Annotated in this window: 22 protein-coding genes and 2 tRNA genes; 8 read left to right on the top strand and 16 right to left on the bottom strand. The window is 64.6% G+C overall.

What is annotated here, in order from left to right:
- Positions 1-21 precede the first annotated feature (21 nt).
- A complete protein-coding gene (locus tag ACOGJC_RS10455; RefSeq protein ID WP_419844941.1) occupies positions 22-816 on the bottom strand; it encodes a Stp1/IreP family PP2C-type Ser/Thr phosphatase in 795 nt (264 codons plus the stop codon).
- A gap of 143 nt (positions 817-959) precedes the next feature.
- Between ACOGJC_RS10455 and ACOGJC_RS10450 the strand changes: the two genes are divergently transcribed.
- Positions 960-1,043, top strand: a tRNA-Leu gene (locus ACOGJC_RS10450).
- Between the two features lie 9 nt (positions 1,044-1,052).
- On the opposite strand, the gene ACOGJC_RS10445 is transcribed toward ACOGJC_RS10450, so the two are convergent.
- From ACOGJC_RS10445 to larB, 6 genes are read right to left on the bottom strand one after another with little or no spacing between them, the layout of a single operon-like run.
- A complete protein-coding gene (locus ACOGJC_RS10445; protein WP_419844940.1) occupies positions 1,053-1,331 on the bottom strand; it encodes a hypothetical protein in 279 nt (92 codons plus the stop codon).
- Between the two features lie 51 nt (positions 1,332-1,382).
- The gene (locus ACOGJC_RS10440) at positions 1,383-1,556 is read right to left on the bottom strand and encodes a hypothetical protein (RefSeq protein WP_419844939.1); all 174 of its coding nucleotides are present in this window, start codon (positions 1,554-1,556) and stop codon (positions 1,383-1,385) included.
- Positions 1,553-1,927: a hypothetical protein gene (locus tag ACOGJC_RS10435; protein ID WP_419844938.1), complete on the bottom strand. Its 375-nt coding sequence runs from the start codon at positions 1,925-1,927 to the stop codon at positions 1,553-1,555. The genes ACOGJC_RS10440 and ACOGJC_RS10435 overlap by 4 nt, the downstream gene beginning before the upstream one ends.
- Positions 1,928-1,932: 5 nt before the next feature.
- Positions 1,933-2,649, bottom strand: a complete 717-nt coding sequence (locus tag ACOGJC_RS10430) for an MBL fold metallo-hydrolase (protein ID WP_419848224.1) — start codon at positions 2,647-2,649, stop codon at positions 1,933-1,935.
- A gap of 10 nt (positions 2,650-2,659) precedes the next feature.
- Positions 2,660-3,847, bottom strand: coding sequence for a nickel pincer cofactor biosynthesis protein LarC (gene larC / locus ACOGJC_RS10425; protein WP_419844937.1), 1,188 nt, complete (start codon positions 3,845-3,847; stop codon positions 2,660-2,662).
- Between the two features lie 32 nt (positions 3,848-3,879).
- Entirely contained in the window at positions 3,880-4,656 is a 777-nt protein-coding gene (gene larB, locus ACOGJC_RS10420; protein ID WP_419844936.1) for a nickel pincer cofactor biosynthesis protein LarB, read from the bottom strand.
- A gap of 20 nt (positions 4,657-4,676) precedes the next feature.
- On the opposite strand from larB, the gene pheA reads away from it, so the two are divergent.
- The 7 genes from pheA (at position 4,677) to ACOGJC_RS10385 (ending at position 10,823) form a co-directional block, all read left to right on the top strand.
- Positions 4,677-5,624, top strand: a complete 948-nt coding sequence (gene pheA / locus ACOGJC_RS10415; protein ID WP_419844935.1) for a prephenate dehydratase — start codon at positions 4,677-4,679, stop codon at positions 5,622-5,624.
- Positions 5,625-5,696: 72 nt separating this feature from the next.
- Entirely contained in the window at positions 5,697-6,917 is a 1,221-nt protein-coding gene (locus tag ACOGJC_RS10410) for an LLM class flavin-dependent oxidoreductase (protein WP_419844934.1), read from the top strand.
- A gap of 24 nt (positions 6,918-6,941) precedes the next feature.
- A complete protein-coding gene (locus tag ACOGJC_RS10405; protein WP_419844933.1) occupies positions 6,942-7,586 on the top strand; it encodes a TetR/AcrR family transcriptional regulator in 645 nt (214 codons plus the stop codon).
- Positions 7,587-7,595: 9 nt separating this feature from the next.
- Positions 7,596-8,081, top strand: a complete 486-nt coding sequence (locus tag ACOGJC_RS10400) for a MaoC family dehydratase (RefSeq protein WP_419844932.1) — start codon at positions 7,596-7,598, stop codon at positions 8,079-8,081.
- A gap of 14 nt (positions 8,082-8,095) precedes the next feature.
- Entirely contained in the window at positions 8,096-8,809 is a 714-nt protein-coding gene (locus ACOGJC_RS10395; protein ID WP_419844931.1) for an SDR family NAD(P)-dependent oxidoreductase, read from the top strand.
- The gene (locus ACOGJC_RS10390) at positions 8,806-10,038 is read left to right on the top strand and encodes a CaiB/BaiF CoA transferase family protein (protein WP_419844930.1); all 1,233 of its coding nucleotides are present in this window, start codon (positions 8,806-8,808) and stop codon (positions 10,036-10,038) included. The genes ACOGJC_RS10395 and ACOGJC_RS10390 overlap by 4 nt, the downstream gene beginning before the upstream one ends.
- Positions 10,035-10,823, top strand: a complete 789-nt coding sequence (locus ACOGJC_RS10385) for an inositol monophosphatase family protein (RefSeq protein WP_419844929.1) — start codon at positions 10,035-10,037, stop codon at positions 10,821-10,823. The genes ACOGJC_RS10390 and ACOGJC_RS10385 overlap by 4 nt, the downstream gene beginning before the upstream one ends.
- Here the strand turns inward: ACOGJC_RS10385 and ACOGJC_RS10380 are convergent.
- From ACOGJC_RS10380 to recF, 9 genes are all read right to left on the bottom strand, one after another.
- The gene (locus ACOGJC_RS10380; protein ID WP_419844928.1) at positions 10,820-11,794 is read right to left on the bottom strand and encodes a saccharopine dehydrogenase NADP-binding domain-containing protein; all 975 of its coding nucleotides are present in this window, start codon (positions 11,792-11,794) and stop codon (positions 10,820-10,822) included. The two genes, ACOGJC_RS10385 and ACOGJC_RS10380, sit on opposite strands and share 4 nt — an antisense overlap.
- Positions 11,795-11,818: 24 nt before the next feature.
- Positions 11,819-11,950 (bottom strand): hypothetical protein, encoded by a 132-nt coding sequence (locus tag ACOGJC_RS10375; protein ID WP_419844927.1) that lies wholly within the window; start codon positions 11,948-11,950, stop codon positions 11,819-11,821.
- A gap of 66 nt (positions 11,951-12,016) precedes the next feature.
- Positions 12,017-12,090, bottom strand: a tRNA-Ile gene (locus ACOGJC_RS10370).
- Between the two features lie 17 nt (positions 12,091-12,107).
- The gene (locus tag ACOGJC_RS10365) at positions 12,108-12,641 is read right to left on the bottom strand and encodes a DUF3566 domain-containing protein (RefSeq protein ID WP_419844926.1); all 534 of its coding nucleotides are present in this window, start codon (positions 12,639-12,641) and stop codon (positions 12,108-12,110) included.
- Positions 12,617-12,985, bottom strand: a complete 369-nt coding sequence (locus tag ACOGJC_RS10360) for a hypothetical protein (RefSeq protein ID WP_419844925.1) — start codon at positions 12,983-12,985, stop codon at positions 12,617-12,619. Before ACOGJC_RS10360 ends, ACOGJC_RS10365 begins: the two co-directional genes overlap by 25 nt.
- 49 nt (positions 12,986-13,034) lie before the next feature.
- Positions 13,035-15,503: a DNA gyrase subunit A gene (gene gyrA / locus ACOGJC_RS10355; RefSeq protein ID WP_419844924.1), complete on the bottom strand. Its 2,469-nt coding sequence runs from the start codon at positions 15,501-15,503 to the stop codon at positions 13,035-13,037.
- Positions 15,504-15,518: 15 nt separating this feature from the next.
- Entirely contained in the window at positions 15,519-17,522 is a 2,004-nt protein-coding gene (locus tag ACOGJC_RS10350; protein ID WP_419844923.1) for a DNA gyrase/topoisomerase IV subunit B, read from the bottom strand.
- A gap of 178 nt (positions 17,523-17,700) precedes the next feature.
- Positions 17,701-18,021 carry a DciA family protein gene (locus ACOGJC_RS10345; protein ID WP_419844922.1) on the bottom strand — a complete coding sequence of 107 codons (321 nt, stop codon included), beginning with the start codon at positions 18,019-18,021 and terminating at the stop codon, positions 17,701-17,703.
- A gap of 35 nt (positions 18,022-18,056) precedes the next feature.
- Positions 18,057-19,142 carry a DNA replication/repair protein RecF gene (gene recF / locus ACOGJC_RS10340; protein ID WP_419844921.1) on the bottom strand — a complete coding sequence of 362 codons (1,086 nt, stop codon included), beginning with the start codon at positions 19,140-19,142 and terminating at the stop codon, positions 18,057-18,059.
- Between the last annotated feature and the right edge of the window lies 1 nt (position 19,143).

The raw sequence follows: 19,143 nt of genomic DNA, 5'->3' as shown, positions 1-19,143 counted from the left end.
GTAGTTCTTTGCTTGGTCGATTTATGGGAGGGCTACTTCAGCCACATCCACCACGATCACCGTGATGTTGTCGCTTCCCCCCCGACGCAAAGCCAGGTCCACCAGCGCATCTGCCGCCTCTGTTGGCCCCTCGTATTGCAGCAAGGCTGCGTGTATGTCCCGATCGGCCACTTCATGGTTCAGACCATCGGAACACAGCAAATAGCGGTGCCCGCTCACCGGGTCCAGCGTCCAATTGTCAACCGCCACATTCGACTCAATGCCCAGAGCTCTGCTGAGATGATTCCGGCTCTCATGGATTTCAGCCTCTTCCGGTGTGATCATCCCTGCCTTCAGCATCTCCTGAACCACGGTGTGATCCTCGGTCACTTGGTGAAATCCGCTCTCGTCGCAGCGGTAGACCCGGGAGTCGCCGACGTTCACCACCGCCAGCGTTTCGCTGTCGTCGTGCTCAACCACAACCAGCGCACACAACGTGGTCCCCATCCCGGCCAACTCAGGGGTCGACTTCGATTTTGCCAATATCTCCTGGTTGGCCCGATCCACTGCATCCAACAACTCCTCCACCGTGGGTACAGGCGAATGCGGGTGGCGGCGGCGGAACGAACGGCGACGAGTATCGGTGCGAGCCTGGACCGCAGCTTGCACTTCAGCAGCCAGCGTTTCCACGGCCAGCGCCGACGCCACCTCTCCCCCTCGGTGACCGCCCAACCCGTCGGCAACCGCAAAGAGGTCGTTGGCCGCCAACATCGAATCTTCGTTTTTTTCTCGACGTCGGCCTCGGTCGGTAGCTTGCCCCGCTTCTAGCCGGATCATCAGAGTTCCATGGCCGTGATGCTCCTAGGTTCCGGTGACTATACCCATAGCTGCATTGGCTGTCGCTGCCGACACCACGGGCGATGAACAACTCGGTTACTGATCGGTGCGCCCGTCTTGTACGCTGACCACCCCGACAACCAGCGCGAGTGGCGGAATTGGCAGACGCGCAGGATTCAGGTTCCTGTGTCCGCAAGGACGTGGGGGTTCAAGTCCCCCCTCGCGCACTCTTCGGTCTAAGCCACCGACCCGTCGGGGGTGGGGGTGGGCACTTCGGTCACCGGGATGACCGGCGGCGGGCCCCAGGCAATGGCCGCTTTGGAGAAGCCTGCGGCCATGGCCACTGTGAGGGCTAACTCGGCCAACTCGGCGGGGGAGAATTCCTCGTTCAGCGCCGCCTGGTCGGCTGCGCTGAGTCCTGACGGGTCGGAGATCACCGCGTCGGCCATTCGCAAGGCCAGCTTGAGCCGATCCGGCAAGTCGCTGTCGTCATAGCCGTCGTTAATCTGGTCCACCAGTTCCTCGGTGAGTCCCTGCTGCTTCGCACCTGCGAAGCGGAGGTTCTTTCAAATGTTGCAGTCGTTGACCCGGGCGTTGCGGAGCCGGCCCGCCTCCTTGGTGGCCTGGTCGAGTTGCCCTTCGCTCCACAGCGTGCCGTAGAAGCGATTGAACACCGCAAACAGCTCGGGCTGGTGGTCGAACGCCGACATGCCACCCTCGGGAATTGTGATCCTGCTCATGGCATCATTCCTTTCAGTGCGGCCTGGCTGCGGGCCAGGGCTTCGTAGGTGGCAATGGCCGTGGTGAGCGCGGCCAGCTCAGGTGGCGAGAGATGAGCGTTCAGCTCAACGCACAGCTCGTCGGTCACCCCGTGGGCGTCCAATATGTACTGCTCGGTGAACGCCAGCACGGTCTCTTCCCGCCCGTCGCTTGGAGCCCGGGCCGAGCCCGATGCTTCCCCGATGATCATCTGGTCGATGCGGGCCTTGCACAACTCCAACAGCGTGGGATCCAAGCCCACTGTGTGGAGGGCCTGCACCAACTCTTCCAGCGGCCCGGCCACATGGGGGTCCAACGCCGCCAGCGGACTGCCGGTTGAGGTAGAGCTCATTTCCATCACCCGCCAAACATAGCCAGCCACTGCTCAGCCGAGCGAGGCATGAACACGTAGTTGGTCTGGCGGGTCTCGCCCATCGAAGCCGACGGCTGGGGTGAGTACAGGTGGCCGGGGTACAGCGTGGCGGTGTCGGGAACCCGGGCCAGGCGCTGGGTGAGGCTCTCGTACATGGCCGCCGGGTCGCTCCCCGGCAGATCGGTCCTCCCGCACCCCTCCAAAAACAGCGTGTCTCCGGCGACCAGTCGGCCATTAGTCAAAAAGCACTGGCTCCCGGGGGTGTGGCCCGGCGTGTGGATCATCTCGATGTCCACCGCCCCCACCGACAGCACATCGCCGCTCTTGTGCAGGCACAGATCGTCGTCTTCCAGCCCGGTGGTCATGCTGACATAGCGAGCCTCGTCAGCCTGCACATGCACTGGAACCGACACCAGCTCCAACAGCTCAGCCACACCTGTGATGGAGAACTGCATGATGGATCCCCCCACATGATCGGCGTGGTAGTGCGTGGCCAACACCCCAGTCAGTCGCATCCCGTCGGCCTCAACTAGATCCACAATCCCCTGCGGGTCATAAGCCGGGTCAACCACCACCGCTTCCCCCGTCTCCCGATCCCCAATCAAGTAAACAAAATTCACCATCTGCCGAGCCATCATGTCCCCAACAGCCAAGTCCCGGCCCGACAACAACTGCCGAAAATAAAACCGCTCGTCGTCCACAGCTTCGATACTAGGCAACGGGCTCATCATCCCCCTGCCGCCGCCAGGCTTCTTCAGCCAACGAGACAACCTCACGAGCCGGCAACCCCAACAACTTCGAGGCTCGCACCGCCTCGTCGTGCTCGACCTTCACGCGCCCCTCGCTCACCTTCACCCGAAGCCGCCGCCCATCAACATCCACCTCATGCTCCAACCGCGCCCGAGGCCACCGTTCAATCAACTGCCCTCGCACCCCCAAAGACCCAGTCTCATCAGCCAACGTACCCGCCACCTGATCACCCACCGCAGGATCAGCCAAAACACTAACCGTGTACGCCGGCCGCCCCTTCTTCATCACGATCGGCGTGATCCAGGCATCGTGCGCCCCTGCTTCCAGTAGCGATGCCACCGTGTGCGCCAGGGTCTCCCCCGTAGCGTCGTCCACGTTGGTCTCAAACAACATCACCGGCTGCCCTTCAGGCCGAGCCGCCGCCATCGTCCCCACCACCACCTGGGTGAGGTTGGGACGATCCTCCAGTTGGTTGTCGCCCGCACCGAACCCGCTCGCCGAGATCGTCATCGGCGGCATTGGCCCCCAGCCTTCCGCCAACGCCGACAAGATCGCCGCGCCGGTAGGAGTGGTCAGCTCCAGCCCCACGTCCAAGCCGAACGTCGGACACCCCACTAGCAGCTCCACCACTGCGGGGGGCGGATTGGGCAGATGCCCGTGGGCACTGCGGATCATTCCCCGCCCGCACGCCACCGCACTGGAATAAACCTCGTCGATCCCCAGTACCTCCAGCGCCGCACAAGTGCCCACCACGTCGATGATGGCGTCCAGCCCGCCCACTTCGTGGAAATGGACCTGCTCTGGCGGTCGGCGGTGCAGCTTGCCCTCGGCCCGGGCCAGGGCATCGAAGACCGCCAGCGCCCGGTCGGCCACCCGGTCGGGCAGCCGAGCCTCCCCGACGAGGGCAATGATGTGGCTGGCGGTGCGCACCACCGACGTCTCCTGGGTTATCACCCGCACATCGGTGGCCCCGATGCCCCCTCGCTGGGTGGGGTGGGCTTGAAGGTCCCACCCGCCCAAGGGCAGCAGTTCGCACATCTCGCGCACTTCGGCCACATCGGCCCCAGCGTCGATCAGCGCCCCCAGCGCCATGTCGCCCGCGATCCCGCTGAAACAGTGGAACCAGGCAACCCCAGCCGGCTCAGCCATCGTTCGCTCCACTCATCCATCGTTCGCTCCACTCAGCCATCGTTCAACCCCGTCGGCGATACTGCTCGCTCCCTCGTCTTGAACAAACGCAGCACCGCGCAGGCCGCGCCAAAGCCGTTGTCCACTCCCACCACGGTCACCCCCGAGGCACACGACGACAACATCGCCAACAGCGGAGTGACCCCCTCAAGCGACGACCCGTACCCCGCGCTGGTGGGCACCGCCACCACCGGGGCCGCAGTCAGCCCGCCGACCACCGAGGCCAACGCCCCCTCCATGCCCGCCACCACCACCACGGCGTCAGCCGAGGCCAACACGTCGACCTCGCCGAGAATCCGATGAAGCCCGGCCACCCCCACATCGTTCAGCCGCTGAGGGGCCAACCCGTGAGCAGCCAGCACCACACCGCACTCGTCGGCCACCGGGAGATCGGCGGTGCCCGCTGCGGCCAACACCACCCGTTCGGGCCGCGGCGCCGCCGGACGCCACACCAAGGTGGCGTCGTAACGCTCCCCTCCGGGGTTGAGCCCCAGCGAAGTGGCCGCCTGCTCATCAGAGGCTCGGGTCAACAGCACCGGGCCACCCGGCTGATCCAACAATTCCCCCACGATGGCCGCGCACTGGTCGGGGGTCTTGCCCGGGCCGTACACCACCTCGGCCAGCCCCTGGCGAAGGCTGCGATGATGATCCACCCGGGCAAATCCCAAGTCAGCGAACGGCAAGCGGCGCAATTGCCGCACGGCATCGTCCGCGGTCACCGTGCCGTCGCGCACGTTTGCCATCAATTGCCGAACAAAGGCCTCATCCACTCCCACTATCCTGCCCTTTTGTGACTGCCTCTGTCCGATCCGTGAGCCATGTGGCCTACCTGGGACCACCGGGCACGTTCACCGAAGAAGCCCTTCTTACCCAGCCCGACTTGGCTGCCGCCAAGCACAAACTGTGCCGATCGATCCCCGAGGTGCTCGAGAGTGCCGCCGAGGGCCAGGTCGATTTGGGGTTCACCGCCATCGAGAACTCCATCGAGGGCACCGTGAACGTCGCCCTCGATGCGTTGATCTTCGAGCACGACCTGCTCATCCAGCGAGAGGTGGTAATCGACGTGCGACTCCACCTCCTCGGCCTTGCTGGCGCGTCGCTGGAGACAATCCAACGAGTCATCAGCTTCCCTGTGGCCACCGCCCAGTGCCGGCGCTATCTCACCGACAACCTGCCCCATGCTGAAGAGGTGGCGGCCAACTCCACCGCGGCTGCGGCCCGGGATCTCTCCATCTCCAAAAACGCCGAATCTGCGGCCATCGGCACCATCCTGTCGCAGCACATCTACGGTCTAGAGCTGCTGGCCACCGACATCGAAGACCACCCCGAGAACCAAACCCGTTTCGTGGCGGTGTCCAGTTCGGGCGTCCCTGCCCCCACCGGCCACGACAAGACCTCCATCGTGGTTTTTCAGCGCGCCGACCGGTCGGGCTCGCTGATGGGCATTCTCGCCGAGTTCGCCGCCCGGTCCATCAACCTCACCAAGCTGGAGTCGCGGCCCACCAAGAAGGCGCTGGGCGACTACTGCTTCCTCATCGACCTTGAGGGCCATGTGGCCGATCAACTGGTGGCCGACTGCCTCACCAGCATCGTGGCCAAGCACGGCGAGGTGAAGTTCCTCGGCTCCTACCCCACCAACATCAGGGGAAACGAAGAGCAATCCAACGCGGCCACCACTGCCTGGTCGGAGGCCCAGAGTTGGATCGACGACCTCCGTGGGCAAGTCGACCCGACTTGATTTGACCGGTTCTAATATCTTCCATTAGAACTGTTCCGTCATAGCCCTCTCTCAACCGACGCGGAGGAGACCATGGAGTTCGGAATTTTCGTCAACGGCTACATCCCCGGGCCAGCAGCCCACGACACCAACGCAGAGCACACCGCCTTGATGCGGGAAGCCCACTACGTCATCACCGCCGACAAGTACAACTGGAAGTACGCCTGGTTCGGCGAGCACCACTGCCTCACCGAGTACAGCCACATGTCGGCCCCCGCCCCGGTCATGGGCTATGTGGCCGCGCAAACCGAGCGCATCCACCTCTCCACCGGCATCACCAGCCTGCCCACCGCCAAAGAGCACCCCGTGCGCATCGCCGAGCGGGCCGCCATGCTCGACCACATCACCGAGAACCGCTTCGAGTTCGGCACCGGACGAGGCGCGGGCAGCCACGAGGTGGCCACCTTCGGCGGCCTCACCCCGCCCGAGACCAAGTCGATGTGGGATGAGGTAATCCGCGAGATCCCCCGTATGTGGGAACAGCGCGACTACTGCTTTGAGGGCGAGCACTTCTCGGTGCCCAAGCCCCACAACGTGCTGCCCAAGCCCCACGGCCACGGCCATCCCCCCATCTGGGTGGCCTGCGGCAACCCGCCCACCTTCGCCAAGGCCGGATCGCTGGGCATCGGGGCCATTGCGTTCAATTTCGAGCCCATCTTCAACCTCAAGGGCCGCATCGACGCCTACAAGGAGGCCATCGACAACCCGGTGGAACAGATCGGCCAGTTCAAGAACGACAACGTGATGATGACCAACGCCGTCATCTGCCTCGAAGACCGGGAACGGGCCCGGGAGATCGCCAAGGCCAAGGGCCGGGGCTACCTGGTCACCATGGTGAACCTCTACCACGACACCATGCCCAAGTCCCCCGACGCCATCACCTGGCCCTCGGCCCCCAACCAGGTCGAATGGACCGACGAGATGCTCGACGGGGCCATTGCCGGCGGCTACATGCTGTGCGGCAACGCCGAAGAGGTGTGCGAGCAGGTGGCCCGCTACCAGACGGTCGGCTGCGACCAGGTGGTGTTCGGCCTGCCCGGCGAGGGCATGGAGCACGACGAGATCGACGAGATGCTCGAGGTGTTCGGCACCAAGGTCATCCCGGAGTACGACCCCGACCCGATCCACTCCACCGACCGCTACCGGGCCACCGCCCAGCGACGGTATCCAGACTTCGAATTCCCGCTGCCTGACGGCATCAACGTGGAGCTCATTCCCGACACTGCCCTGCTGCCCCTGGGCCACGGCAAGTAGTCCAGCCGACGAGGACCAGCGGCTGTGCCGCGCGACGCCACCGAAACCCGGGCCCGGCTGATCGCCGAAGCCGAGCGCCTGTTCGCCGAACAGGGCATCTGGCGGGTGCGGGTGCAAGACATCGTGACTGCCGCCGGGCAGAAGAACAGCTCGGCGCTCTCCTATCATTTCGGCTCCCGCAGCGGGGTGCTCGATGCCATCCTGCGGGAGCACGGCGAGCCCATCGACCAAGACCGGGGCGAGGTGTGGACTTCGTTGGACGACGACCACACGCCGGCGCTGATTGAGGCCCTAATCCAGCCCCTCACCTGGCGACTGTCCACCGCCAGCGGACGGTGCTACCTGCGTATCGTGGCCCAACTCAGTGCCGAATTCAGCCGCTGGGACTTCGATCCCACCCACGTTCCGGCCAACCTCAACGCCATCCTGCGTTTACTGAGAGACCAGGCCGCGGCCCCCGACAAGAGCCAACGCGACGAGCGGGTGCTGGGCATGATCCAGCTCATGACCGCCTCTTTGGCCGAGCGGGCTCGTCGCATCGAAGCCGGCGATCCCCTGGCCACCCATAACGACGTGTACGCCGCCAATCTGGTGGACATGTTGACCGGTGTCATCGAGGCGCCCGCCCGCAGCGCAACCACAACAGCACACCAACGTGCCGGTCGATAACGTTCGTTTGTGCCCGACAACCAGAGTGCTCGCCCGGTTACCGGCCTGTGGTTCGAGGATCTGACCCCCGGCCTGATCGTCCACCACGCCATCCGCCGCACCATCACCGAGGCCGACAACGTGGCCTTCACCACCATGACCATGAACCCCGCGCCCATTCACCTCGATGCCGACTACGCCGCCGGCACCGAATTCGGCCAACCCCTGGTGAACTCCATGCTCACTTTGGGGCTCGCCGTGGGTATCAGCGTCCATGAGACAACCATGGGCACCACTGTGGCCAACCTGGGCTTCCAAGAGGTCTCCTTCGGCGCCCCGGTGTTCGCCGGAGACACCATCCGGGTAGAGACCGAGGTGCTGGACTCCCGCCTGTCCAAGTCCCGCCCCACCCAGGGAGTGGTGACCCTGGAGCACCGGGCCTACTCCGTGGGCGCCGACGCTCTGGTTTGCCGGGCCGTTCGCACTGCTCTGATGCATCGCCGACCGTCCCAATAGGCCATGCTTTGGGCATGAACCGATTTGAAGACAAAATCGCCATAGTTACCGGCGCGGCTTCCGGCATTGGAAGGGCCACCGCCGACCGTCTGCGCTCCGAGGGCGGCACCGTGGTGGGCATCGACCGAGACCCGGTGGAAGACGTCGACATGGCCATCCAACTCGACCTGCTCGACCTCGACGCCATCGCTCCCACCGTCGCTCAGATCGTGGAGGCCTACGGCCGCATCGACGTACTGTGCAACATCGCCGGCATCGGCCATTTCGCCCGCGATGAAGACGAGACCCTGGAGGCATGGAACCGGGTGATCGGCGTCAATCTCACCGCCACCTTCTTTATGTCCCAGGCCTGTTTGCCCCACTTGCTCGAATCCCAGGGCAACATCGTCAACACCGCCTCCACCGCCGGAACCAACGCCCAGCCGTGGAGTTCCGCCTACTCGGCCTCCAAGGGTGGGGTGATCGCCCTCACCCAGACCATGGCCAGCACCAACGGGCGGGAGGGAATCCGAATCAACTGCATCGCCCCGGGCGGCGTGGAAACCGAGATCTACAAGCAGTTCATGCCCCCCGAAGACGTCGATCTCACCCTCATGGCCATCATGGAGCCCTATCACCGCCCCGCTCACGCATCCGAGCTCGCCTCGGCGTTCGCCTTCTTGGCCAGCGACGACGCCAGCTACTGCAACGGGATCGTCCTTCGGGTTGATGGAGGTACCAAGGCATGAGCCACCCCGCCCCCCCGCTCGCCGGTGTCCGGGTCATCGAGAGTTCGCTGCTCGGTCCCGGGTTTTTGACCACCTTCTTGTCGGACATGGGTGCCGACGTCATCAAAGTCGAACCCCCGCAGGGCGACTACATCCGCCAGATGACCTGGCCCATCGTCAACGGGGTGTCGCTGCTGCATCTGCACACCCATCGGGGCAAGCGCAGCATCGTGCTCGACCTGCGCCAGCCCGAAGGCGTTGAGCTCTACCTGGATCTGGCCCGCAACGCCGACGCGGTGGTCGAGGCCATGCGGCCCGGGGCCCTGGAGCGGCGGGGGCTGGGCTACGAGCAGCTCAAGGAAGTCAACCCCAAGATCGTGTTCGCCACCATCAGCGGCTACGGCATGACCGGCCCCTACAAGGACATGCCCAGCCACGGCATCGCCTACGACACTTGGGCCGGCCTGATTCCCCCTGCCTACGACGATGACGGCTTCTGCCGCATCCCGGAGATGCCCAACATCGGTATCAACATCGCCCCCCTCATCGGGGCGCTGGCCGTGTGCGCCGGCATCATTCGGGCTCGTGACACCGGCGAGGGCTGCCGGCTCGAGCTGGCCCAGTCCGACGCGGCGGCCTATATGGACTGGTACCGCATCGAGACGTGGAAGGCCTACGAGCGGCCTGAAGACGAGGTCACCGGCAACCCGTCCGACGACTACGAGCGCCGGGCCCCGGGCCTGGCCGGCATGTGGGAGGGTGTCCGCTACCAGATGTACGAGTCGGCCGACGGGCATGTGCTGTTCATGGCCTCTGAACAGGCGTTTTGGAAGAACTTCTGCGAAGCCCTCGACCGCATGGACCTCTTCGATCGCTGGCCGGGCTCGAAGTACGCCGACCATGCCCGGGGCAACCTGGAGATGCAGCAGGAGCTGCGGGACATCTTCCGCACCAAGACCAGCGCCGAGTGGCTGGAGTTCGGCGATCGAGTGAACACCCCCATCGCCCCGGTGAACAACGCCAAGAACGTGGTCGACGACCCGCAATTCCAAGACCGGCTGCCGCTGTTCACCACCGAGCAGGTGGGCTGCGAGCAACTCCCCCTCCCGGTGAAGTTCTTCGACGAGGAACTGCCCATACCCACCCACGCCCCCACCGTCGGCCAGCAGACCGACGAGGTACTCAGCGAAGTACTGGGGTTGGACGACGACCGACTGGCTTCACTGCGGGACCAAGGCATCCTTGGATGACCGAGTCGGCAGATACCGAGCTGCTGAACGAAGCCGTTGAGCTGACCCGTGAGGCCGGACAGCTAACGCTGAGGTGGTTCTCCGACCATGAGCTGTCGGTGCAACGCAAGGACGATGGGTCACCGGTAACCGAAGCCGACAAGGCCGCGGAGGCCTTCCTCCGAGAGGCTTTGGCCAAGAGGTTTCCCGACGATGCAGTGATCGGAGAGGAATACCCCGAAGAGCAGGGCACATCGGGGCGAACCTGGGTTATCGACCCCATCGACGGCACCCGCAGCTTCGTCCGCGGTGTGCCCCTGTACACCACGCTGTTGGCCGTAATCGATCAGCACGGGCCGTCCATTGGCGTCGCGGCCGTCCCCCCCCTCGACGAAGCGGTATGGGCCGGTCGAGGCCTGGGTTGCTACCACAATGGCCGCCGCTGCCAAGTGAGCGCCCAAACTGAGCTAAGCCGGTCGTACTTGAGCACATCAGGAACCGAATGGTGGCCCGAAGGCGCCTTCGATCGAGTCAGGCGCACTCGTGACCGAGAGAGCCGAACGGGTCCCCGACTCCGGACCTGGGGCGACGGCTACGGCTACGTGCTGGTAGCCACCGGACGCGTCGACGCCATGATCGACCCCGGTCTCAACCTGTGGGACATAGCCCCCATGCTGGTGATAGTCCCGGAAGCTGGCGGCTGCATCACCCAGTGGAACGGGTCCACCACCCCGTCGGCCGGCGACTGGCTCTCCACCAACGGGAGCATCCACGAAGAACTCCGCACTCTTCTCAACAACGGCTAAGCGCCGGCAAACTCCTCACAAACAACCTTTTGCCCCTCCACCGCGTCCAAGAACTCGGCCGTATCCACCACCTCGGATAGGCCCATGGCCCCAACGTGGCGCAACTGTCCCCCGGCAAAGAGCTCAATCGTCCCCATCACCACCGCGGCCGTCGCGGTTCCCGGTGGTGCCGAAGCGCCCAATATCCGACCAGTCCACTTCTGGCCCTTCTGCCCCCGCACCTCAACCCGTACCGCCCCCAGCTTCCCCTCTGGATGGGGCGGCCGCAGCATGGGCAGCCAGGAGCTGAAGCGATCCCGGCGGGTGGCCGCCATCCGAGCCGTTATCCGATCGGCACCGCTGAACTTCCGGACCAGCAACATCGGGTCGGGCAGCGCCGCCCGGTAGCAGTCGGCCGCGTCCACCGGGCTCGGGAACCAGCACAACTCCCGACCTGAGCCCCCCGGTCGCTGCTTCCACCCGCCCCGCCATTCCAACGCCAGCGAACTCAACGCCTTGTGGTGCTGGCGGGCACACGCCGGCCCCCCCGTGCCGAACTTGGCCACGTGCACCTCAGTCACCCGGTCGAATCCCTCAGCGGCCCGACCGGCCAGAACATCGCTCAGCCCCGGAGCCATGCCCACTCCGGCCACCACCAGCGTGTTCTGCCGCTGAGCTGCGCCGTGCATGCCCAGCAGCCGTCTGACATCGGCCACGGAGTCAGAAGTGGAGAGCATCGCTCTGCCCCGGGCCAAGAATCGACGGGCCAATCGGGCTTGACTGCCGGATGCAGTGGCCAACACCACCACATCGGCCGAGTCGTCAAGGCTGCCAACGGTTACCGGCGAGCCGTATTGCTCTGCTAATTGCCAGGCACGATCGGGGTTCCGATCGACTACTGCTACCCGCCCAACCGGGATCGACGGTGTGTTGGCCAAGCGATCAACCACGCCCGCGCCAACCACGCCCGCGCCAACAATCAGTACATCCATGCAGCTCAGAAGAAGCGATCAGGATTAGCTGCTGCCGCTGATCTGGCGCCAGCCGCCCGACTGGGGCGGCACGCCCCCGGTTCCCCGGGCACGCAAGATGGCCGCAATAGCAGCCGCCCCGGCCAGAGCAACCAATGCTCTCCGCAGAATCTTCACAGCTCCCATCCTAACGAACCCCCATCCCGCCGCAACCGGGCTTGAGGGGTGTGAGAGGTGGAGGTGTGGGGCTAGCTGGATTCGAACCAGCGACCTCACCCTTATCAGGGGTGCGCTCTAACCGACTGAGCTATAGCCCCGCAGCCGGACGGCAAGCCTACTTACGGGGAATCCAGCTCGGCCAACGAAATCGGGCAGGTCGAGTCCGGGGGCGTTGCCGAGCCGTTTCTTCCTCGATGACCGTGACCCTCATTCCCCCGGTCAGGTCGCTGATGAGGTTGAACAACACGCACAGCAAGACGTTGAAGAACGTGCCCGCCACCACCAGCACCAGCCCGCCCACGGCAAAGCCCCGGAATATCTGGCTGGCATTGAACTTGAACTCTTGCAGTGCGAACAGCTCCTCGATGAACGACTCGGTGTCGTCCACTGTGCCCGACCCCACCGCGATGCTCCACAGCATCACCCCGGCCAGCATGACGATCACCCACAGGCACGTATAGAAGATCAACGAGATCTTCAGCACCGACCAGGGCTCGATGTGCCGGATCACCCTGCGCACCTTGCGGGCCTGCAAGCGCACCGCCCGCCGATACTCCCTCGGGGTCACCCTCACCGGCTGGCGCGCTGAGGGCGGCGCGGGCACCGGCGCAGCCTGGGGGTCGCTCACCCGACCGGGGTCAATGGACACGACTCGAAGTGTACGGGATCGCCAGTTGGAAAAGATTGGCACTGCCACCACTTCGGCGGCAGAAACTCGGCTCGGGCCACCGCCGTTGCCCCGTCCCGGCGAACCACTACCTCGGCCTGGAACCCGTCTCTGGTCAACGACGTCAGCGTCGCTCCGTTGGCCGCGGCAATCCCCGCCCCGGCTGACGGCTCCGCCGCGGCGGCCATCGCCACCACATCAGCAATCGCCGCCGCCCGGGCCCGGCGAACGGCGTCCGCCCCGAGCTGCCCCAGCAACACGATCGCCATTCCGACCACCGCCAACATCCCCGCGCCCAAAACCGAGATCGATCCCCGCTCGCCCACAACGCTGCTCCAATGTGATTTCGAGGGGGAAGATTCGACTCAGAGAAGACTACTCCTCGTCTTCTGAGCTGGATAATACCGGCGCCACCGCGGCCACCAGTTGGTCGTCGGACAGGCTCATGACCCGCACCCCCGAGGCCTCGCGCCCCTTCACGGAAACCGACGAAACCGGTATCCGGATGGTCACCCCGTTGGACGCCACCACGAATACCTCGTCTTCGGGGGCCACCACCCGAGCGGCCACCACCGTGCCCCGGCCGTCCATCATCCTCATGGCCCGCATGCCCATGCCACCTCGGTGCTTGGCCCGAAACTCGTCGAGCGGCGTCCGCTTGCCGAACCCCTGGTCGGTAACCAGCAGCATCTCGTCGCCGGGCTGCACCGCGCTGGCCGCCACCACCACGTCGTCGCCCCGCAGCCTCATGCCCCACACCCCGGCGGCATTTCGCCCCATGGACCGGACCTCGCCCTCCGCGAAGCGCATGAGCTTGCCTGATGCGCTCACCAGGCAGATGTCGTCGGATCCGCTGGTGGGCAGCACCCGCACCAGTTCGTCGCCCTCTCGGAGATTGATGGCGATGAGCCCCCGGGAGCGGGTCTTGTCGTATTCCAAGAACCGGGTTCGCTTCACCGTTCCCTTACGGGTCACAAACAGCAGGAACCGCATCGTTTCGTAGTCGCGGGTGTCGATCACCGCCGAGATTGTTTCTTCAGGGGCCAAGTGCAACAGGTTCACGATGGCCATGCCCCGGGCGGTTCGGCTGGTCCGGGGAACCTCGTGGACCTTTATGCGATACACCCGACCCATGTTGGTGAAGAACATCAAATAGGCGTGAGCGGTGGTGTGGATGAGCGTGGCGATGTAGTCGCCGTCCTTCAGGTTGGCGCCGATAACCCCCTTGCCGCCCCTCCCCTGCGTCTTGAACTCGTCGGGAGTCACCGTCTTGACATACCCGGCTGCGCTCAAGCTGAACATCAGGTCCTCGTCGTCGATGAGGGCCTCGATGTCGATCTCCCCCTCATCAGCCATGATCTGGGTTCGCCGGTCGGTGGCAAAGGCCTCCCGCACCTCCAGCAGCTCCTCTCGGATGACGGCTCGAAGTTTGGCATCGTCGGCCAAAATGGCCTCCAACTCCACGATGAGCGCCCGCTTCTCAGCGAGCTCGTCGTTCAGCTCTTGGCGGCCGAGTTGCGTGAGCCGCCCCAGGGGAAGGTCCAGGATGTGGTTGGCCTGGATCTCGCTGAACTCGAACTGCTCACCCATCAAGGTGGCCCGGGCAGCGGCGCGGTTCTCCGACGCCCGGATGGCGGCAATGATCTCGTCGATCCTGTCCACCGCCCGCACCAGGCCCTCGAGGATGTGCTCCCGTCGCCGAGCCTCGTCCAAGCGGAACTGGGTTCGACGGCTCACCACTTCCTGCTGGTGGCGGGTGTAGGCGGCCAGACAGTCGCGCAGCGTCATCGTCCGGGGCACCCCGTCGGCCAGCGCCACCATGTTCACCGTGAAGGTGGTTTGCAGCGGGGAGTGCTTGTAGAGGTTGTTGAGGACCACCAGCGCCGGTGCATCCCTCTTCAGCTCGAAGACCAGCCTGGTCTGGCCCTTGGCCGACTCGTTGTGGATCTGGCGGATGCCGTCGATCACCTGCCGATTCACCAAATCGGCCACCTTCTCCTCGATTATCTCGGCACTGGTCTGATACGGGATCTCGGTGACCACGATCCGGGTCTTGGAGTCGTCCTCCACGATCTCGGCCGAGGCCCGCACCTTTATGGCCCCTTGGCCGGTGGTGTAGGCGTCGCGGATGCCCTGGAAGCCCATGATGCAGCCTCGGGTGGGGAAGTCCGGGCCCTTCACGAACTCCATCAGGCTCTCGTCGGTGGCCTCGGGGTTCTCCAGCAAGTGGTTGACCGCGTCGATAATCTCGCCCAGGTTGTGAGGCGGGATGTTGGTGGCCATGCCGACGGCAATGCCCTGGCTGCCGTTGACCAGCAGGTTGGGGAACCGAGCCGGCAATACCTCTGGCTCTTGCTCGGTGGAATCGAAATTGTCGCTGAAATCGACGGTCTGCTCGTCGATGCCGTCGAGTAGCCTCATGGCCAACTCGTCAAGGCGGCATTCGGTGTACCTCATGGCCGCCGGCGGATCGTTGGGCGATCCGAAGTTGCCGTGGGGGTCGATCAGCGGGTGCCGCAGCGAGAACCCCTGGCCCAGGCGCACCAGCGCGTCGTAGATGGCCTGGTCTCCGTGGGGGTGGTACTTGCCCATGACATCGCCCACTACCCGAGCGCACTTTACATAGGGGCGATTGGGCCGGGTCCCCTGGTCGTACATGCCCCAGAGAATGCGGCGGTGGACCGGTTTGAGCCCGTCTCGCACATCGGGGAGCGCCCGGGCGGTGATGACCGACATGGCGTAGTCCAAAAACGACTGCTCCATCTCGGTCTGGATGTCGATGTCCTGAATTGAGCTGACCGGGGCCCCTTCAGGCTCTGGAGACGTATCAGGCTCGTCGGGCACAGGAGTCCTTTTCGCTCATATATCCAAAAAGCGGACGTCTTTGGCGTTGGTCTGGATGAACTGCTTGCGAGCCTGCACGTCCTCTCCCATCAGCCTGGAGAACACCCCATCGGCTATAGCAGCCTGCTCCACCGATACCCGCAGCAGGGTCCGTCGCTCCGGGTCCATGGTGGTGGCCCACAGCTCCTCGGCATCCATCTCGCCGAGGCCCTTGAGCCGCTGGAACTCCGCACTGTGCTTGGGGTTCTCGGCCAAGAAAGCCTCTTTGGCATGGTCGTCTTTGAGGTAGATCTTCGACCGGCCCACTTCGGTGGAATACAGCGGCGGCTGGGCGATGTAGACCTGGCCTTCCTCCACCAGCTTGTGCATTTGCCGATAGAAGAAGGTGAGCAGCAGCGTGCGAATGTGGCTGCCGTCCACGTCGGCATCGGCCAGCAAGATCACCTTGCCGTAGCGGATCCGAGACTCAACCGGAGAATTGCCTTGGCTGGTCGCTTCGTTGCCATTGCCATTTCCATTGCCGTTCTCGCTGCCCCCGTCGAACTCCGGGCCAAAGCCCGCGCCGATCGCCGCCACCAGTGCCTGGACTTCGGCGTTGCGGAGCATCCGGTCGACCTGTACGCGCTCTACGTTCAGGATCTTGCCCCGGATCGGGAGAATGGCCATGGTCTTGGGGTCGCGGGCGTCCTTGGCCGAGCCGCCCGCCGAGTTGCCCTCCACGATGAACAGCTCGCACTCATCTCGATCGGTGGAGGTGCAGTCCACCAGCTTGCCCGGCAGTCCCGCTCCGTCGAGAGCCGACTTGCGCCTGGTGGCATCCCGGGCTTGGCGCGCCGCCAAACGGGCCTTCTGGGCCTGGAGGCACTTCGTCACGATCTTGCGGGCGTCGGAGGGGTTCTCCTCCAGCCACTCGGCCAGCTTCTCGTTGGTGGCCCGCTCCACCAGCGAGCGCATGGACGCATTCCCCAGCTTTGCCTTGGTCTGGCCTTCGAACTGCGGCTCGCGGAGTCTCACACTCACAATCGCCGTGAGCCCCTCGCGGATGTCCTCGCCAGCCAGGTTGTCGTCCTTGTCCTTCAGATGCCCCTTGGCCCGGCAATAGTCGTTGACCACTCGGGTGAGCCCCTTGCGGAAGCCCTCCTCGTGCATGCCTCCCTCAACGGTGTTGATGCCGTTGGCAAAGGAGTGGAGGCCGTCGGTGTTGTAGCCAGTGTTCCACTGGAAGGCCACCTCCACCTCGTCGCCGTCCTCCTCCTGGGCAAAGAAGCCGACGTCGTCGAACAGCGCGTCCTTGGAGCTGTTCACCTCACGCACGAAGTCGCTGATGCCGTCCTGGTAGCAGTACACCGTCCAATCGGCGCCGCCCGTGCCGTCGGCACGCAAGTCGCGGAACTTGATCTCCAGATTGCGATTCAAAAACGCCATCATCTGAAGCCGCTCCAGCAGACCCTGGGCCCTGAACCGGACGTCGTCGAAGATGCTCTCGTCGGGCCAGAATCGAACCGTGGTCCCGGTGCGATCCTCGGGGCTGTCGCCGGTGACCCGCAGGTCGTCGGTTATCTCGCCGCCGTTGGCAAACGACATCGTGTGGCGACGGCCGCCCCGGTCGATCTCCACCTCCAGACAGGTGGACAGGGCATTGACCACCGACACACCCACGCCGTGCAAGCCACCCGACACCTTGTAACCGTTGCCGCCGAACTTGCCGCCAGCATGCAGGAGGGTGAGCACCACGGCGACTGCGCTCATGTCGGGATACTGGGGATGGGGGTCCACCGGGATACCCCGCCCGTTGTCTCGGACCTCGCAGCCGCCATCGGCCAAAAGGGTCACCTCGATGGTTGAGCAGTAGCCGGCCATGGCCTCATCAACGGCGTTGTCCACCACCTCATACACCAAGTGGTGCAACCCGGTCACCGAGGTCGACCCGATATACATGCCCGGACGCGTCCTCACCGCGTCGAGGCCTTCCAAGATCGTTATGTCTTCAGCTCTATAAGACTCAGACGTGTCAGTCACGAACTGGCTTTTCTGCCCTGATAAACGGGCCTCGTTGGTGGGTTGGACAGACGCCTTTGCCAGGTTGTTCGCTCCGCGATCAGACCGGCTGAATGCACTGCCTCCGATGGCGTAATTCTACCAGTTATCGGAGTCCATTTGACTCACCGGAGAGCCGGTTGCCGGCATCTCGCCGTGACTATTGCGGACGAACTCTGACAGCCAGAGAAGTGACCGCTTCTTGGTCGGCAACGGCGTTGATCCGACCGATGAGCTCCGAGCCGAAGAACTTCATTTCGGTGGCCCACGCGGGGTCGTCCACGGCCACAACCAGCTCTCCGTCGACGAGACGCACCGGCGACGTATGGGCCGCCATCACCGCACCCACCAGCTCTTCCCACGCTTCGAACACCTTCGCCAACACCTGGGCCCGGGGCGCTCTCAACCGGTGGGCCACCTGGTCGAGAGCCTCTCCAATCGGCTTGGGCCCGGTGGACTCGGACAAGGGCTCCCATCCCACGTTCCCAGTCTGCCCCGGCCTCATGGCCGCGTGGGTCACATTTCGCGATAAACCCGGCCGGCAGCCACTCGAAAGCGGGCATCGTAAGCGATGTCCGACGACACGGCACCGGCCGAGGTGAGCAGCGTCTGCTCCGATTGGAGAGCCCGCAGGACGCCCTGAGAGCGAGCCGGGTCCAACTCCGAGAACACATCGTCGAGCAACAGCAGCGGGGATTGCCCCGACGCTTCGGCCAGCTCGCGGTGTACGGCCAAGCGCAGCGCCAGCGCCAGCGACCGTTGCTCGCCTTGCGAGGCGTGGGTGCGAACCGATCTTCCCTCAAGAATCACCGACAGATCGTCTCGGTGGGGCCCCACCGTGCTCACGCCGCGGCGCAGGTCCTCGTTCCGGGCCTGGCGGAGAGCTTCGCTCAGCTCCCCTGTCTGCCATGTCGACTCATAGGCCATCTCCACGGGCAACACCTGCCCCGCGATTTCGGCATAGGCGGTGGCTGTTTTGGGCTCGAGTCGCATCGTCAAGCTCCTCCGGGCGCCGGCCAACTGCTCGCCCGCCTCGGCGAGCTTGTTGTCCCACACCTCCAGTGTCATGGCCGCTTCGGGATCGAGCCGGCTCCCCGACTGGCGCAGCAGGGCGTTTCGCTGGCGCAGGATGTTCTCAACATCGGATCGAACAACATCCAGTCGAGGGTCGATTTGGGCCAAGGCCTCGTCCAGGTAGCGGCGACGTTCGCTGGGACCGCCCTTCACCAGCACTAAGTCGTCGGGCATGAACACCGATACCGGAATCAGCCCCAGCAGGTCTCGGCGCCGCATTCGCTGCCGGTTCACTTGGAAGTGCGAACGACCCGACTGCCTCAGCGCGGCCTCGAGCAATAGCTCCCGCTCACCGGCCACCACCTCTCCCCGCACAACCGCCTGGGAGACCTCGAGGTCGCTTCGAATCATCGCCGCCGCGGTGCTGACCCGAAACGACGCCATCGTGGCCAAGTAGAAGATCGCCTCCAACAGGTTGGTCTTGCCCTCCCCGTTGGATCCCACAAACAAACTCGTGCCCTCGGGCAGTTCCACTTCGAGGTGGGAATAATTGCGAAAGTCGGTTAGCCAGAGACGGGTGAAACGCACT

The sequence above is a fragment of the Candidatus Poriferisocius sp. genome, from assembly GCF_965204015.1.
In the GTDB taxonomy this organism is placed as follows: domain Bacteria; phylum Actinomycetota; class Acidimicrobiia; order Acidimicrobiales; family Bin134; genus Poriferisocius.
Note: the sequence above shows the minus strand (reverse complement) of the source record. Positions and strands in the feature narration are given on the sequence as shown.